Raw genomic sequence first — 15,445 nt, 5'->3', positions numbered from 1 at the left:
GCTCAGGCCACCAGCGCGCGCAGGGCGATCAGCAGCTTGTGCGGGCGTGACAGGGACACCCGGTAGGCCGGGTCATGCCAGCCCTGGCGTTCCTGCGCCGCAAGGATCGCGGCATAGGTCGCGCCCATCACGCGGGCGGGGCGCATGGCCCGGCGGTTGCACAGGCGCATCGCCGCATCGGCCGCACGGAAATGGTCATGCGCCCGCCCCGCGAGGATCCGGCCCACCGAATCCAGCCCCGCCGCGTAACACGCGCTCTGCGGGACGGGCGGGACGTTGAAACGCGCCAGCAGTTCGGCAGGCAGGTACAGCCGCCCGATCTGCCCGTCCTCCACCACGTCACGCAGGATGTTGGTGATCTGCAGCGCACGGCCAAGGTGGTAGGCAACCCTGTCGGCCTCGGGCGAGGCATCGCCGAACACGCGCACCGACAGGCGCCCCACGGCAGAGGCGACACGGTCGCAATACAGGTCGAACGTCGCCTCGTCCGGGGCGACGATGGGGCCGCGCGCATCCATTTCCATGCCGTCGATCACGGCATTGAAATCCTCCTGCCGCAGGCCGAACATGCGGATGGTCGCCAGCAGCACGCGATCAAGCGCATCGTGCGCCTCCCCCGCGTACAGCCGCGCGATCCGCGCGCGCCATGCCTCCAGCCGGTCGCTCTTGTCCTGCGCCTCGCCCTCGTCATCGGCGATGTCATCCACCAACCGGCAGAAGGCATAGACGGCATACATCCCGTACCGCCGGTCCGGCGGCAGGATCTGCATGCCCTTGCCAAAGGACGTGCCCGACGCCTTCACCACCGCCTCGACCTGCGCCAGGTCCGTGGGGTCACATCCCAGGGGCGTCGTGCCATCATGCCGCGCGCGCAAAAAAACCATCCCCGCGTTTTCCGTTCAATCCAAGGTTCACAATGTCTGCCGGACGTTCTTTAACGGCAATTACCCCAACGGCAAAATCCGCCCGCACCCCTGCGGGGCTTCAGCGGCGGATGACGCGCAACGCATCGCCCAGCGCGGCCAGCACATCCCCCCGCGACAGCTTGACCCGGCCCGCCAGCGGGTCCTCGCGCCGCAGGCGCGCAGCAAGGCGCTTCGACAGGCCGACGATCACCGCGCATTCCATGCGCATGCGCCGGTCATGCACCAGCGCGGGCAGGCGGGCGGCCTCGTCATTGAGAACATCCACCCCGTCCAGCATGGCATCGAACACCCGGCGCAGCGCCGGCAGGGCAAAGGGGCCGTACAGGTCCTCCACCTTCGCACCCTCGCGCTCCATCCATTCCCGCGGGAGGTAGCACCGGTCGAGCGCACGCAGGTCATCGGCGCAGTCCTGCAGGTGGTTGATGACCTGCAACGCCGTGCACAGCGCATCGGACGGGCCTGCCGTCTCCGGCCCCTCCCCGTGCAGCGCCAGCAGGAAGCGTCCCACGGGATTGGCGGAATAGCGGCAGTATTCCAGCAGTTCGTCCCAGGTCTCATACCGGTTCTTGACCGCATCCTGGCGGAAGGCGACGATCAGGTCGGTCGCGGTTTCCACCGGGACGCCGGTGCGCGCGAACATCTCGCGCACCTTCACCGCCGTCTGCGCATCAGCGCGGGCGGGGGCGGCAACTGTGCCGCGCACCACGCCCTCCATGGCGTTGAGGCGGTCGATCTTCGCCTGCGGGTCCAGCTTCGTGCTGTCCACGATATCGTCGATGACGCGGGCGAAATCGTAATAGGCGTGGACATTCGGACGCTGGTCGCGGCTGATCAGCAGGGAACCCACGGGAAAGTTCTCATCCCCCGCGCCCTTGCCTGACGATACGTCCTCGCTGCCCCATGCGTCGTGTTCGGCTGTACTCACCCTATGTCATCCCCCGTCATCGTCCTGTTCATGACCGCACCGTTCCCTTCGGAGCGGATATAGGTCGAGATTGCCCCATCCGTATCGGTATAGGCGCGGCTTTTCCACACCACGCCCCGGCCCCGATGGTGATTGATGGCCGACCCGATGGTCGCCAGCGTATAGAAACCGGCCACGACCGGCAGCAGCAGCGCCCATGCGGGCATCAGGTTGAAGCGGCGCAGCGTGGGGGTGTACGACGCCATCGACATCACCCATGCGGCAGCGCCAAGCAGGCAGGCCGCGCCATGGGTGAACAGGGCCAGTTCCATCGGCACGATCCACACCACGATCATGCCCAGCACCGTGCCCGCCAGCATCCACGGCGAATATCCCAGCTGCACATAGGCCGTGCGCGCCACCATGCGCCAGATGTCATGCGGATGGGGATAGGGGCGGATGGAACGCGCAAGGCAGCTGTGCCCCAGGAAGATCTTCCCGCCCCCATGCTTGATGCGCGCGGCCAGCGTGCAGTCGTCGATCAGCGCGCCGCGCAGGCTGTCGATCCCGCCGATGCGCGCCAGCGCCGTGCGACGCACAAGGATCGTCCCGCCCGCGGCACCCGCCGTCCTGCTGCGCGGGTTGTTCACGCTGGCGAAGGGATAGAGCAGGGCGAAAAAGAAGACGAAGGCCGGGACCAGCATCCGTTCAGCGGGGCTTTTGCAGTTCAGCTCCACCATTTCCGACACTTCATCAAGGCCGGACCCCACCGCCTTGGCCACAAGGGTGGAGACGTGGCGCGCATCATGCGTGATGTCCGCATCCGTCAGCAGGATGAAGCCGTCATTGCCGGGGCACAGGCGCGCGGCCTCGGCCACGCCCTGGCTTACGGCCCACAGCTTGCCGCTCCATCCCGCCGGGCGGGGCTTGCCCGTCACCACCGTCAGGCGCTTCTTCGGGTCGGCCACCCTGCGGGCCAGCTTCCCCGTCCCGTCGGTGCTGCCGTCATCGACGACGATGACATGCAGACGCCCCGGATAATCCTGCGCCAGCAGCGAGGAGACGCACTGTTGTATCGACGGGGCCTCATCACGCGCGGGCACCACGACACAGACATCGGGGCACTGGCCACGCCCCAGCGCCTTGCCCGGCACCGGGGCGAGGATCGGCCCGGCCTGCCAGAAACGCCCGTGGAAGAAGATCAGCCACCCCCAGATGGCCAGCGCCAGCCCCGCAATGGCGATGAGCAACATGCCGCGAACCTCAATCGAGCATGCCATGCTGGCGGAACCAGTCGATGGCGTCCTTGACGGCCTCACGCGCGGGACGGGGGGAGTAGCCCAGTTCCCGGATCGCCTTGTCGGAGGAGAAGAACATCTTCTTGTGCGACATCGCCAGCATCTCGCGCGTGACGCGCGGGGCGATGCCAAACAGGCGCGACAGCCATTCGCTGACGATCGCAACGGGCCAGATCACCGCCTGCGGCAGACGGATGCGCGGCGGCGCCACGCCGGCGATCTCCGCCGTCATGGCGAACAGGTCGCGCAGGAGGTAGTTCTGGCCGCCAAGGATGTATTTCTCGCCCAGTCGCCCGCGCTCCAGCGCCAGCGCATGGCCTTCGGCCACGTCATCGACATGGACGATGTTCACGCCCGTATCGACATAGGCGGGCATCCGCCCCGCCGCGCAGTCGAGGATCATCTGCCCCGTGGGCGTGGGCTTGATGTCGCGCGGGCCGACGGGGGTGGAGGGATTCACGATCACGGCCGGCAGCGCGCATTCGTGGACCAGGCGCAGGACTTCCTGCTCCGCACGGTATTTGGAGCGCTTGTAGATCCCGATCACGCCATGTTCATGGACCGGCGTCTCCTCGTCACACACCGTCCCGTCGCCGATCAGGCCAAGCGCCGCGACGGAGGAGCAGTAGACGATCTTCTCCACGCCCGCGCGCTGCGCCGCGAGCATGAGTTGGCGCGTGCCCTCCACGTTGGCGATCATCATCGGCACGGGATCGGGCACCCACAGCCGGTAATCCGCGGCGACGTGGAACACGTAGCGGCATCCACGCACCGCCGCGTCGAAGGAGGACGGGGTGGACAGGTCCCCCTCCACCAGTTCGCACGGCAGGTCGCGCAGGTTGGTGAGATCACTGCCCTTGCGCACCATCAGGCGCAGCGAATGGCCACGCTCCAGCAGGTTGCGGGCGACAGCAGAGCCGACAAAACCGGTTGCACCGGTGACGAGCGTTGGGGCAGTCATGACCTGAACGAGCACTCCGTGACAGAATTCAAGATTGCGATACGGACTCGCAACCAGCAGGAATTACCATTTATCCCGACACCTCGCGGTGGCGCCAGACCCTGTCGTGGTGTAAGTCAGGCCCGCACTGTCACTTCGGGCGGACATTGCGACCGCTTTTCGGCTTAACAGACGCATTACGGATCTTTCTTGAGAAAGCTTACCATCCTGCTGGCCTTCCTTGGCCTGGCCCTACTTACCGGTTGCACGGCGTGGCTTGGCGCGGGCTCCGTCATGAAGGCGATCGTGTCGATCGGCTTCGTCGGATTCATGGCGACCGTGCTGGCGCAGCTTGCAGTCGATGCAATACTGGGTCTTGCATGGCACGCGGCTTGTCGCGACATTTCCGTCCGCCAACTGCTGGTCTCGCGCATGATTCGTGATGCGGCGGCGTCATGCCTGCCCTTCTCCCAGCTCGGGGGGATGGTGATCGGCATCCGCGCGACATGCTCCAGCCACCTGTTCGCGGGGCGGCGCGGGCGCACCATCAGCGGGCCGGAAGCGGCATGCGCGAACCTTGTCGACATCACGACGGAGGTGATGGGCCAGATCCTGTTCATCCTGACGGCCGTGCTGTGCCTTGTCGCCCACCAGCAGTCCAGCCCCTTCGCCAAGCCGGTGATCATCGGGCTCGTGCTGCTGACGATGGGAATCGGCGGGTTCATCTGGACGCAGCAGCACGGGGGATCGCTGCTCAAGCGCGCGGGCCGCATGCTGGGCCACAACATGGCGACGCAGTGGCAGGACGCGATGATGAGCAGCGCCGACAGCCTGCAGGAACGCTTTGACGAGATCTGGTCCCACCCCCGCCGCATCGCGGAGGCCGCGTTCCTGCACTATCTCGGCTGGCTGGGCAGTGCGGGCACGATCTGGGTTGCGTATTATTTTCTTGGCGCGAAGCTCAGCTTCAGCGGCGCCATCGCCATCGAGGGCGTGGCCTGCGGCATCATGTCCGTCTCCTTCCTCGTCCCCGCCGGGCTTGGCGTGCAGGAAGCGGCCTATATCGCGCTGGGCTCGGCCTTTGGCATCGCGCCGTCCATCTCGCTCGGCCTGTCGCTGCTGCGGCGCGGGCGCGAACTTGTGATCGGCATCCCGATGCTGCTGGGCTGGCAGGCCATGGAAATGCGCAGCCTGCGCAACGCCCCGCAGGCCGATGGCGACGATGCGAAGGAGGCCACCGCCCCCGTCGCGGCCACAACCACGAACCCGCCGGGCAAGTAGCCCTTCCCCGCCCCAGCACAGACCTCATCCGGTGCCGCCATGACCGCAACACCTTCCGCCCCCCTGTTCGACAGGCTGGTCATCATCGGACCGGGCCTGATCGGCTCTTCCATCCTGCGTCGCGCGATGCTGGATCGCGGCATCGCGCGCGAACTCGTCGCCAGTGACATCGACCCGAAGGTCTGCGAACGGGTGCGTGAACTCGGCATCGCCGACCGGGTGGTGCAGGATGCGAAAGAGGCCGTGCGCGACGCGGACTGCGTGATTTTGTGCGTGCCGGTGGGGGTGATCGGCACGGTCGCGGCACAGGTCGCACCCGCCATGAAGCCCGGCGCGATCCTGAGCGAGGTGGGATCGACCAAGGTTTCGGTCATCAACGCCGTGCTGCCCGCGCTGGCGTCACGCCCCGACATCGCCTTCGTGCCCGCGCACCCGATGGCGGGCACGGAATATTCCGGCCCCGACGCGGGGTTCCCCAGCCTGTTTGAAAACCGCTGGTGCCTGCTGCTGCCGCTGGAAAACACGCCGCCAGACGCGGTGGCGCGCATTTCCGCCATGTGGGAGGCGATGGGCGCGCGCCTGCGCACCATGACGCCCGAACATCATGACCGGGTCTGCGCCATCGTCAGCCACCTGCCGCACCTGCTGGCCTTCACCATCTGCGGCACGGCGGACGACCTTGCGGATGAAACACGTTCCGAAGTGCTGGATTTCGCGGCATCGGGCTTTCGCGACTTCACCCGCATCGCGGCGTCGGACCCGACGATGTGGCGCGACATCTTCCTCAACAACCGCGAGGCGCTGCTGGAAATGCTCGACCGGTTCATGGCCGATGCGCAGGCCATGGCCGACGCCATCCGCAAGGGGGACGACACGATCATCGTCGATCGCATCGCCCGCGGGCGTGCCATCCGCCGCACCCTGATCGAAAACCATCAGGCCTGAAATTCATAAAAGTTTTTGGTGAAGCTTTTTTCAAAAAGCTTCAAAGAACGTTGCCTTTTTGAAAAAAGGCAACACCCAAAAACTTTTATTACTTATCAGTTGGTTAAACCCCTACTTCACCCGTGCGACGCGCAGAGTGTTGGTGCTGCCCGTCACGCCAAAGGGCAGGCCGGCGGCAATGACCACCGCATCCCCCGGCCCGGCGCAGCGCGACAGCGTCGCGGCCTCCAGCGCCTGGTCCACCACGGTTTCAATGCCATAGACCGGCACCTCCTGCCCCGCCGACAGCGCGACAACCCCCCAGGCAATGCACAGCCTGCGTGCGATGTCATCCGTGGGGGTCAGGCCGATGATGGCGCAATCAGGCCGTTCGCGCGAAATGCGCAGCGCCGTGCGCCCCGCCAGCGTAAAGGCTACGATGACCGGCGCATCCACCGAAACCGCCACCTGCCGGGATGCCGCGGCAATGGCGTCGGCCACGGTGCTTTCGGCGGGCGGCGGGGTGGCGGCCTGCATCGTCAGGTTCCACCCGGAATCCCCCTCCACGCTGCGCACGATGCGGTCCATGATCGCCACCGCCTCACGCGGGTAATCACCCACGGCGGTTTCCGCCGACAGCATGACCGCGTCCGCCCCGTCGAACACTGCCGTCGCCACGTCCGATGCCTCCGCCCGGGTGGGGGTCGGGGCATGGACCATGCTTTCAAGCATCTGCGTCGCGATGATGACCGGGCGGCCCATGCGCCGCGCAATGCGGATGATCTGCTTCTGCGCCACCGGCACCTGTTCGGGCGGCAGTTCGACGCCAAGGTCGCCACGCGCCACCATCACCACGTCCGACAGGGCGACGATCTCCTCCACGCACGCCATCGCCTGCGGCTTTTCCAGCTTGGTCAGGATCCAGGCCTGCCCGGCCACGAGTTCACGCGCATCGCGCACGTCCTGCGGACGCTGGACAAAGGACAGGCCGACATATTCGACCCCCAACTCAAGGGCGAAGGCGAGGTCCTCGCGGTCCTTTTCGGTAATGGCGGGAATCGGCAGGACCACATCGGGCACATTGACACCCTTGCGGTCCGAAAGCGGCCCGCCAACCACCACCTGCGTCAGGAGGTGATCGTCCCCCTTCTCACGCACCTCCAGCCTCAGCCTGCCGTCATCTAGCAGCAGGCTGCTGCCGATCGCGGCGGCCCTGATGATTTCGGGATGCGGCAGGTGGACCCGCGTCTCGTCGCCGGGACGGGCATCCAGGTCGAGGCGGAACATCGCGCCCGCGCGCAGGGTGACGCTGCCCCCGGCAAAGGTGCCGACCCGCAGCTTCGGCCCCTGCAGGTCGGCCAGAACGCCAAGCGGGCGCTGGATCTCGGCCTCCACCGCGCGGATGGTGGCATGGCGCTGCGCATGTTCGGCGCGCAACCCGTGGGAGAAGTTGAGGCGGAACACATTGACGCCCGCATCCGCAAGCGCGCGGATGGTGGCGTAACCGGACGTGGCAGGCCCCAGCGTCGCCACGATCTTGGTGCGTCGCTGGTCATGCGCAAAGAAAGGCGCGAATAAAGGGTCCATCGGGAATCCTCGTTTGCCGGACGGGTGCTGCGCGCCCTGCCTCGGCCCTTGCCTGAACCGGCATCCCCGATGCGTGCCCGAGACGGGCGCAGGCAACAGGGGATGCCCCGTCACCGCGCACGCCAGACCGCCATCAGGACGGCGCGATGACTTCCTGCGGCAGCAGCCCCCACAGCGCCTGGCGTTCCAGCCAGCCGGAGTACTGCTTGACCGTGACCTCGCACCAGCCCGAACCGGCCGGGCACTGGCGCAGCGTCCCCACCACACCGGGCTTGAGCACCGCGACGATGGAGGACGCGGGATCGGCCTTCGCCCGCAGCATGATGCCACCGGGCACGGCCGCCGCCTGCGCGGCGTCAGCCACATGCCCGACGATGCGGCTGTCGGCGCGGCCAATGACATCCGTTTCCTTTTCGGATGGCTGGCCCGCCTGCTGCGCGTCACCCTGGACTGGCTGTCCCGGTATGACAAACGTGCGCGTCCCCACCAGGGTTGCCTGATGCACCCATCCTTTCTGCCCGTCCGCGTCCTCCACCAGGCGCCAGACATCGAATTCCCGCTCGATCTTCACCGGCAGGCCACGACGGTGATAGACCCAGTCGATGGGATAACGCTGCCCCGGCCCCGCGCGCAGGTTGACCTCGTCCGCGCGGAACGCGGCAAAGCGCGGCAGCGGCAGGCCGGTCACACTGCCCTTGTCCGGGGCCGCGCCCGCCGCACCGGCAGGCAGGGCGGCACCGGGACCTGCTGCTGCTGCGGCGGCGGTGGCACCCGCCGCGGCCGCGCCCGCCGCAACCGGGGCGGCCACCGCCGCCGGGTGGGGATGGTGATGCGCGGGGGCCGCAGGGGCGGATGCCGCGCCCGCATGTTCATGCCTGTGGGCGGACGACGCAGCGCCCCTGTGCCCGGCATGGGCCTCCTTCTTTTCCTTTTCCGCCGCCGTCCCCTTGTGGTGGTGCGCACCGTTATGGTGGGCATGGTGGGCGGCCGCCTGCGTCGTGGTGGCCGCCAGCGCCACGCCCCCACCCGACATCATGCCGCCCCCCAGAAGGGGCACCAGCACGGCCGCGACATGCGCCGCACCCCACAGGTGACGCGGTCGCATCCCGAAACGGGGGACCACCAGATTTCCCACCATCCGCGCGGTGGAAACATGCGGTGCACAAACATGCCGCGTGCCTTGCGCCATCGCGTTCCTCGATCCTTTTATAATGTTATGACCTGCCGTCCCCGGGCAGCATCCAGGAAGGTCGGCACCCCCGCGACACGCACCGATGCCAGCAGCGCCCCGTGCCGCAGACCACATAGCCTCAGTCCCGCCTCGCACGCCAGCAGTTCGCCATCCAGTTCCACCACTGCGTCACGCAGGTCCGCGAACGTGGCGACCCCGCGCGCGGCCATTTCCGCATCCTGCCCCGCATCGCGCAAGCCCCGCCAGTCCCGCGCCAGCGCATGCACGCCGCCGCCCGCCGCGAACAGCACGACCGGGCGCCCCAGCGCAAGCCCCGACGCCGCGAGGACCAGCGCATAATGTGCCCGTTCATACCCCCCGTCGAGCAGCAGGATCGCAAGGCCGTCCGGCGCGGGGGCGCCGGCGGCGGGCATCGTCCCCGTCACGACGCCGCCACCGGGTCATGCGCGCAGGCCGCACCGGCGGGCATGTCCTGATGGGCCGAGAGGTCATGGATGGTGGCATGGTCCCCGCACAGGCGGCAGTCCGGGTCCCGCGACAGGCGGATGGTATGGAAGCGCATCGCCAGCGCATCCCACACCAGCAGGCGCCCCGACAGCCCCTCGCCAATGCCGAGCAGTTCCTTGAGCACCTCCGTCGCCTGCAGGGTGCCCATCACGCCGGTCACCGCGCCGAACACCCCCGCCTGCGCGCAGGACGGCACCATTCCCGCAGGGGGCGCGGACGGATACAGGCAGCGGTAGCACGGTCCCCCGTCATGCGGGCGGAAGGTCGAAAGCTGCCCCTCGAACCGCAGCACCGCAGCCGAAACCAGCGTGCGGCGTTCCAGCGCGCACGCATCGGCCAGCAGGTAGCGGGTGGCGAAATTGTCGGATCCGTCGCACACGATGTCATACCCACGCACCAGCGCGCGCACATTGCCCGGTCCCAGCCGAATGTTATGACAATCGACGGACACGCCGGGATTGAGCGCGCGCATCGCCTCCGCCGCCGAGTCGACTTTTGCATGGCCGACCCGCGCCGTGACATGGGCGATCTGGCGCTGCAGGTTCGACAGGTCGACCACGTCATCATCCACCAGCCCGATGCGCCCGACCCCCGCGGCGGCAAGGTAGAGCGCGAGCGGAGAGCCCAGTCCCCCGGCCCCGATGATCAGGACACGGGATTTCAGGAGGGTTTCCTGCCCCGTGCCCCCGACCTCCGGCAGGAGGATGTGGCGTGCGTAGCGCTGTATCTCGTCTTCGGAAAAATCCATCCGTCATCCCCGGCCCGATGTTGTTTCAAGGCCTGTCGATCGCCTGATAAAATCACAATTTCGTGATGTCATGGGTGTCATTTCATGAAACCAATGCATGCCCGATATGTTTCCAGTATAGTGCGGGACAACCGCGAAACCACCATGGGGGAATATAAATCAATGTCTTCTCTTTCCCGCATGAAAATCCCGTCGGCCCTGTCGGAACTCCGCCGGCAGCAGGCGCGCTGGATCTGTGCCGGGACGTTCGCCGCGGCGACATCGCTGTATGCCGCCTCGCCCTTCGTCACGCTGTGGTCGATTTCCTCCGCCATCCAGAACCACGACATGCAGGGCCTGGGGCAGACGCTGCGCTGGGGTTCCGTGCGCGACAGCCTCAAGACGCAGGCGGTCAGCGAACTGCTGGGTGAAAAGCCGGCCGATGACGACCTGCCGGAATTCGGGGCCTCGTTCGCCTCCACCGCCGTGTCGAACGCCATCGACACGAACGTGACCGAAAACAACCTTGGCGAGATCGTCGATCACCTCGTCCCGCAGGGACAGGCGACGGCGGCCTTTACCCCGCTGGCCTTCGTGCAGCGGGTGCACGCGCGATTCGTCAAGCCTGGACTGTTCGAGACGAGCATCGTCATGCCGGGCCATGAAAAGGAAACGCCGCTGCGCCTGCAGATGCGCATCCACGCGTTCCAGTGGAAGATCCATCGCATCGACCTGCCGACCGCGCGCCAGCCATTGATGGAAGCCTCCGCCACGCAGGCCGCGCCCCCCGCCATCACCCGGCACTGACCCGTCCGGGCCAGGCTGGGGAAAGGCGGGCGATGGCCGCCCGCATGGAAATGCGCGGCGGGTTTCAGCGCGCGGGCGGCAGGTCTTCTTCCAGAACCGTCATGTGCACGGCATAGGACACTTCGCCCTCGTCCTCGTCACGGTGGATGGTGCCCACGACTTCCCCGTTGACGGCGAGTTCGACCGACAGGCCCGCGCGCGGCGGGGCGTTGACGGTCAGGCCGGGCGAGCCGAGCAGGCGGCGCAGGCAGGTCTGCAGGCGGCTGATTTCAGATGTGGAAATGGCGGTCATGGGTCTTGTCTCTCCCTGGTGGGTGGATATGGCGCGATCACGGACATGCCCTCAGGACAGGGCGGATGGAAAGCCGGAACTGTCGCGCGGCCTGCCGGGCCGTGTGCTGCCGGATGGTGACATACGGATATTGCCGCACGCTATAGGCACATGGCGTGCCCCCCGCAACCGCCCCGTGCCCATGATTTTCCCCATCCCTGCCCCGTGATTGCCACGAAGTCCCGGTCTTTTGCCATTTACACGTCCAACAACAGCAACATGGGAAAAAAGTTTGCTGATACGCTCCCTCCCCCGCCTTGTGCTGCTCTGGCTGCTGCTTGCGCTGCCCATCGGACTGACCGCGCTTGCGGCCGGCACCCCCGCGACGCCTGGCGCCCCGGTGGAGGCGTCACGCGTGCTGACGGCACGGGGGCTTGCGATGCAGATCCGCGACAACGGCGCACGCGAAAGCGTGGCGCAACTGGACCGGCAGCAGGCATGGCCACATGTGATCCGCGCCGTCTCCGCCGGGTGGGATGGATGGATCGAACTGGTGCCCGACCTGATCGCCAGTGCCGACAGCGCGCATGTCAGCGCCCTGCAGGCGGCGCTGCGGCGGGGGCTTGCGCATAACCCGCATGCGGTGCTGCAGATCCTCGACCCTGGCAACGGGCCGGTGCTGGGCGGTGGGCGCATCTGCGCGGATGCCGGCATGACCCGGCGCTGGCGCACCAGCGTGATCGCGGGCGTGCGCAAGGTGCATGACATCCACCTCAACCACCAGGTGGATGACTGCCTGGCCGCGCTGCACGTCCCGCTTACTGAAACGGCAGATAGCGGAAAGTGACGTAGATCGTATTGCCGCCGGTGGTCGGGTCGATCCGCTGCCCCACGTTGTTCGTGCCGGAAAACGCGATCTTGTGGACGTAGGTGTACTGCACGCCGGTCATCACCGCGCCATAGCGTCCCTGCAGCATGTGCCACCATCCGCCCACCGTCATGTCGGCCACGGTGCGGGTCTGCGCGTTGCAGGTGCTGGTGGTGATCTGCTCGATATCGCACGATTCGAGGTCGAGGTCGCTGACGCCATAGCCGTACTGCCGCCCGTCGAGGCCCCGATAGGTATTGCGGCCCGCCGTCTCGATCCCGCCATAGAGATAGAGCAGCACATTGTCCGTCGGATGCCCGATCAGCCCGAGGCTGCCGATCAGTTCGGGAATGGGGGCGGGCGTGCCATCGGCCTTGAACGTGGCGTCGGAGATCATCGACGGCCCGTAGCGCCCGATTCCCCTGCCCGCCAGCACATTGCCCGTCACCTGCAGGTATTTCGGGATGGCATGGACGGTAATGTCCCCGCCCACGCCGCCGGCAAAGGACACGCGCTCGCGGATCGAGTTGGTGCCATAGGCCTTCTCCAGCGCCTTGAACCAGCGTGCCAGGCCGTACACCTCGTAATGCGCCAGCTTGGTGTCCAGCGCGCCCTTGAGCACGATGTCAGGGGCCACGTCCATACTGTATTTCGCATTGGGGTTCAGCATCCCCGAACCTGAATTGTTATACAGCACATCCGTGCCGCCACGCATGCCCACGCCCGGCTGCAGCGTGCCGTCATCCAGCATGCCATCCGATTCCGCAAAGGCGACCTGCGGGGCCTCGAACGACAGGCCGACCCACCATTTGCGGCCGAAATCCTTGATGAAGCGGATCTGCGGCACACGGGTGAAGACGATGCCGGGGATCTGGTTGTTGTCCACCACGGGGGGCAGCTGCTCATGCCGCGACAGGAGGCCCTGCGTGTATCCGGTCGTCAGGCTCCACGCCTGCCCCGCCAGCACATGGAACCCCCATTTCGTATCGCTGTAGGTCATGTAGGCCTGGCGGATACGCGGGGTATAGCTGTTGGTCTGGTAACTGTTGGCGGTGCCGGCGGCGCCACCGAAATCGGTCTCGATATAGGCCGAGAGCACCTGGTGGTCCGTGGGCGTCCCCTGCAACAGCACGCTCAGGCGCGTCAGCTGGGCCGATGGGCGGTATTCCCCCGTATGGGCGTTGGGACTGTTGGCATAGGGGAAGCTGCCCCAGCTTGTTGCAGGCCCGCTGGTCAGGTTCTTGCTGCGATAGATGTTGGAGAAGTCGATGAACCCGCCAAGACGCACCGACACGCCGCCGATGCGGAAGACGGGCGGCAGGCTGTCCACGCCGGTCTGGGTGATCGACAGCGGGCTGGAGGAATCCATGTTCAGCTGTGGCTGCTGCTGCTGCGCATTGGCGTCCTGCAGCGCCTCGTTCGCTTCCTCCGCCGCCGTCTGGCTGTCGGCGGAGACGGCAGGGCCGCCGATCGACAGGTGGCGCAGGTCGGGCACGGCGCTGGGGTCGATGGGATGCGACGGCGCCGGCGCGTTGCCCGACAGGCTGTGCTGCCGCAGGCCGTGGCCTGCGAACATGCGGCCACCGGCATCGCCCCCGGAATGGGCGTGGTGGGCCTCCAGCCGTTCGACCTTTGCCTCCAGCCTGCGCATCTCCTCACGGATGGCCTGGATTTCGCTCAGGTCATCGGCATGGGCGGGCAGGGCGGCAAACGCCGCGACAATTCCAGACAGCGCCACGACAGCGCCACGCACCACTCCCCGGCGGGGCGTTTCCCCATCGCGGTTGCGGACAGGGTCATGCATTTTCTGCCAACAGCACATCGGTCCGGCACGCAGTCCCTAAAGCAGCTAAAAGAACATCATCGCATGTGTGACAACAGCCCTGACGGATACAGCGACAGGCAAGGCGCGGGCAATATGGGCGCGCACAAGTATTTCATGTCACGATCGTGTTTTTTTGTCGCATACACTTTGCGGGATGCAGCCCCATCAATAAAAATAAGAAAAACTGTTATTTAATTATTATTGAATTCAGCATCTTATATTCGCATGATTATATATGTTTCATAACATTTCTTCCTGTAGACAAGGGGCCTGCGCCCGTTTTCCGGCGCATGGGTCTGTCACTGCATGGAAGGAAGCGGCATGAACACCAGTCCTGCTTCGTCATCCCCCGCTCCCCACGGAAAGAACCGTCCCGCGCAGGAGGACCGCCCCCTGTCCGGGGCCGCCCATCCCGACCATCCCCTGCACTGGACACTGTATGGCTGCGAAATGGTGGCGACGGCGGTCATGATGATCTGCGGCATCGTCGCCGTCGCGGTGCTGACGGTCCCGCAGGGCGTGGTGGGGCGTCTGCTTGCCCCCCATCCCGTCATCCAGACCGCGCTGTGCGGCCTGTTCTTCGGCCTGTCGGGCACGGTCGCGGCCATAACCCCGTTCGGCAAGGTCAGTGGCGCGCATCTGAACCCTTCGGTCTCGCTGGCATTCGCGCTGGCGGGGAAACTCGGGTGGATCGACCTGTGCGGCTACATCATCGCGCAGGTGATCGGCGCATGCCTTGGCACATGGCTGCTGGCCTGTGCCGCGACACTGTTCCCCTTCTGGGGCCATCTGGTGACGGCGGCGGGATACGCGGCGACGGTCCCCGCGCAGCAGGTGCCCATCCTGTGGCCGCTGGTGACGGAACTGGTGCTGACGGCGCTGCTGATCCTCATGCTCTACTGGCTGGCGGGGCATCCGCGTTTCAAGGAATGGACGCCATGGGCGGGCGGGCTGTTCTTCCTGCTGCTCAACCCCGTGTCCGCATGGCTGTCGGGCAACAGTTCCAACCTTGCCCGCAGCTTTGCCCCGGCGGTATTCTCGGGACAATGGACGTCATTCTGGATCTACGCCATCGGCCCGTTCGCGGGGGCGTCGCTGTCGGTGTTGGCGATCCGCACGCACCTGTTCGGCCATCTGGAGGTGGAGGAAGCACGCCTGGTCAATTTCGGCCATCACGGGCGGGTGCCCTCCCTGTGGCATCCGACGCGCAAGCAGGTGGAGACGGGGGAATAGGAGTTTTTGGGTGTCCGCCCTGTCTCTGAAAAGGCGGTGTCTTGCGAAGCTTTTTGGGGTCTGTTGGGAATTACCGTGAATTGATGATAGCGGCGGTGAGATAAATCATTGCTGCGAATGATCTGTCTGTCTTGTCGCTTCGCATGGCGATGCGC

At 66.4% G+C, this 15,445-nt stretch carries 15 protein-coding genes; 5 read left to right on the top strand and 10 right to left on the bottom strand.

Translation table 11 applies throughout. The features are described from left to right. Window positions 1–2 precede the first annotated feature (2 nt). From hpnD to hpnA, 4 genes are all read right to left on the bottom strand, one after another. Window positions 3–884, bottom strand: a complete 882-nt coding sequence (gene hpnD / locus KMAL_RS07620) for a presqualene diphosphate synthase HpnD (RefSeq protein WP_110095147.1) — start codon at window positions 882–884, stop codon at window positions 3–5. A gap of 100 nt (window positions 885–984) precedes the next feature. Continuing rightward, complete coding sequence (hpnC, locus tag KMAL_RS07615; RefSeq protein WP_110095146.1) at window positions 985–1,851, bottom strand: squalene synthase HpnC; 867 nt, start codon at window positions 1,849–1,851, stop codon at window positions 985–987. Further along, window positions 1,848–3,083 carry a glycosyltransferase gene (locus KMAL_RS07610; RefSeq protein ID WP_110095145.1) on the bottom strand — a complete coding sequence of 412 codons (1,236 nt, stop codon included), beginning with the start codon at window positions 3,081–3,083 and terminating at the stop codon, window positions 1,848–1,850. Before KMAL_RS07610 ends, hpnC begins: the two co-directional genes overlap by 4 nt. 10 nt (window positions 3,084–3,093) lie before the next feature. Next, window positions 3,094–4,089: a hopanoid-associated sugar epimerase gene (gene hpnA / locus KMAL_RS07605; RefSeq protein ID WP_110095144.1), complete on the bottom strand. Its 996-nt coding sequence runs from the start codon at window positions 4,087–4,089 to the stop codon at window positions 3,094–3,096. 189 nt (window positions 4,090–4,278) lie between these two features. Here hpnA and KMAL_RS07600 point away from each other — a divergent pair, with 189 nt between their 5' ends. Next, window positions 4,279–5,349: a lysylphosphatidylglycerol synthase domain-containing protein gene (locus tag KMAL_RS07600; protein ID WP_110095143.1), complete on the top strand. Its 1,071-nt coding sequence runs from the start codon at window positions 4,279–4,281 to the stop codon at window positions 5,347–5,349. 39 nt (window positions 5,350–5,388) lie between these two features. Continuing rightward, the gene (locus KMAL_RS07595; RefSeq protein WP_110095142.1) at window positions 5,389–6,294 is read left to right on the top strand and encodes a prephenate/arogenate dehydrogenase family protein; all 906 of its coding nucleotides are present in this window, start codon (window positions 5,389–5,391) and stop codon (window positions 6,292–6,294) included. 111 nt (window positions 6,295–6,405) lie between these two features. On the opposite strand, the gene pyk is transcribed toward KMAL_RS07595, so the two are convergent. The 4 genes from pyk to KMAL_RS07575 all read right to left on the bottom strand — a co-directional run bounded on the left by pyk (window position 6,406) and on the right by KMAL_RS07575 (window position 10,307). Then, window positions 6,406–7,860 carry a pyruvate kinase gene (gene pyk, locus KMAL_RS07590; protein WP_110095141.1) on the bottom strand — a complete coding sequence of 485 codons (1,455 nt, stop codon included), beginning with the start codon at window positions 7,858–7,860 and terminating at the stop codon, window positions 6,406–6,408. Window positions 7,861–7,993: 133 nt separating this feature from the next. Beyond that, the gene (locus KMAL_RS07585) at window positions 7,994–8,998 is read right to left on the bottom strand and encodes an SH3 domain-containing protein (RefSeq protein ID WP_408887904.1); all 1,005 of its coding nucleotides are present in this window, start codon (window positions 8,996–8,998) and stop codon (window positions 7,994–7,996) included. Window positions 8,999–9,066: 68 nt separating this feature from the next. Continuing rightward, complete coding sequence (locus tag KMAL_RS07580) at window positions 9,067–9,465, bottom strand: DsrE family protein (RefSeq protein ID WP_110095187.1); 399 nt, start codon at window positions 9,463–9,465, stop codon at window positions 9,067–9,069. An 8-nt stretch (window positions 9,466–9,473) separates the two neighbouring features. Then, window positions 9,474–10,307, bottom strand: coding sequence for a HesA/MoeB/ThiF family protein (locus KMAL_RS07575; protein ID WP_110095139.1), 834 nt, complete (start codon window positions 10,305–10,307; stop codon window positions 9,474–9,476). Window positions 10,308–10,469: 162 nt separating this feature from the next. On the opposite strand from KMAL_RS07575, the gene KMAL_RS07570 reads away from it, so the two are divergent. Then, window positions 10,470–11,093: a DUF2939 domain-containing protein gene (locus KMAL_RS07570; RefSeq protein ID WP_110095186.1), complete on the top strand. Its 624-nt coding sequence runs from the start codon at window positions 10,470–10,472 to the stop codon at window positions 11,091–11,093. Window positions 11,094–11,157: 64 nt separating this feature from the next. Here KMAL_RS07570 and KMAL_RS07565 read toward each other — a convergent pair whose 3' ends face one another. Beyond that, window positions 11,158–11,385, bottom strand: a complete 228-nt coding sequence (locus KMAL_RS07565) for a DUF3126 family protein (protein WP_110095138.1) — start codon at window positions 11,383–11,385, stop codon at window positions 11,158–11,160. A 271-nt stretch (window positions 11,386–11,656) separates the two neighbouring features. On the opposite strand from KMAL_RS07565, the gene KMAL_RS07560 reads away from it, so the two are divergent. Next, entirely contained in the window at window positions 11,657–12,211 is a 555-nt protein-coding gene (locus tag KMAL_RS07560; protein ID WP_239020015.1) for a hypothetical protein, read from the top strand. Here the strand turns inward: KMAL_RS07560 and KMAL_RS07555 are convergent. Beyond that, complete coding sequence (locus KMAL_RS07555) at window positions 12,183–14,036, bottom strand: hypothetical protein (RefSeq protein ID WP_110095137.1); 1,854 nt, start codon at window positions 14,034–14,036, stop codon at window positions 12,183–12,185. The genes KMAL_RS07560 and KMAL_RS07555 overlap by 29 nt on opposite strands. Window positions 14,037–14,378: 342 nt before the next feature. On the opposite strand from KMAL_RS07555, the gene KMAL_RS07550 reads away from it, so the two are divergent. After that, complete coding sequence (locus KMAL_RS07550; protein WP_239020014.1) at window positions 14,379–15,290, top strand: MIP/aquaporin family protein; 912 nt, start codon at window positions 14,379–14,381, stop codon at window positions 15,288–15,290. Window positions 15,291–15,445 lie beyond the last annotated feature (155 nt).

The sequence above is a fragment of the Novacetimonas maltaceti genome (assembly GCF_002906255.1).
In the GTDB taxonomy this organism is placed as follows: Bacteria; Pseudomonadota; Alphaproteobacteria; order Acetobacterales; family Acetobacteraceae; genus Novacetimonas; species Novacetimonas maltaceti.
Note: the sequence above shows the minus strand (reverse complement) of the source record. Positions and strands in the feature narration are given on the sequence as shown.

What these genes read in the sequence shown, in the direction of transcription:
- KMAL_RS07610 (WP_110095145.1), bottom strand. Translation starts at nt 3,083, where the DNA reads ATGTTGCTCATCGCCATTGCGGGGCTGGCGCTGGCCATCTGGGGGTGG.
- hpnA (WP_110095144.1), bottom strand. Translation starts at nt 4,089, where the DNA reads ATGACTGCCCCAACGCTCGTCACCGGTGCAACCGGTTTTGTCGGCTCT.
- hpnD (WP_110095147.1), bottom strand. Translation starts at nt 884, where the DNA reads ATGGTTTTTTTGCGCGCGCGGCATGATGGCACGACGCCCCTGGGATGT.
- KMAL_RS07550 (WP_239020014.1), top strand. Translation starts at nt 14,379, where the DNA reads ATGAACACCAGTCCTGCTTCGTCATCCCCCGCTCCCCACGGAAAGAAC.
- KMAL_RS07580 (WP_110095187.1), bottom strand. Translation starts at nt 9,465, where the DNA reads ATGCCCGCCGCCGGCGCCCCCGCGCCGGACGGCCTTGCGATCCTGCTG.
- KMAL_RS07575 (WP_110095139.1), bottom strand. Translation starts at nt 10,307, where the DNA reads ATGGATTTTTCCGAAGACGAGATACAGCGCTACGCACGCCACATCCTC.
- KMAL_RS07555 (WP_110095137.1), bottom strand. Translation starts at nt 14,036, where the DNA reads ATGCATGACCCTGTCCGCAACCGCGATGGGGAAACGCCCCGCCGGGGA.
- KMAL_RS07570 (WP_110095186.1), top strand. Translation starts at nt 10,470, where the DNA reads ATGTCTTCTCTTTCCCGCATGAAAATCCCGTCGGCCCTGTCGGAACTC.
- pyk (WP_110095141.1), bottom strand. Translation starts at nt 7,860, where the DNA reads ATGGACCCTTTATTCGCGCCTTTCTTTGCGCATGACCAGCGACGCACC.
- KMAL_RS07585 (WP_408887904.1), bottom strand. Translation starts at nt 8,998, where the DNA reads ATGGTGGGAAATCTGGTGGTCCCCCGTTTCGGGATGCGACCGCGTCAC.
- KMAL_RS07595 (WP_110095142.1), top strand. Translation starts at nt 5,389, where the DNA reads ATGACCGCAACACCTTCCGCCCCCCTGTTCGACAGGCTGGTCATCATC.
- KMAL_RS07565 (WP_110095138.1), bottom strand. Translation starts at nt 11,385, where the DNA reads ATGACCGCCATTTCCACATCTGAAATCAGCCGCCTGCAGACCTGCCTG.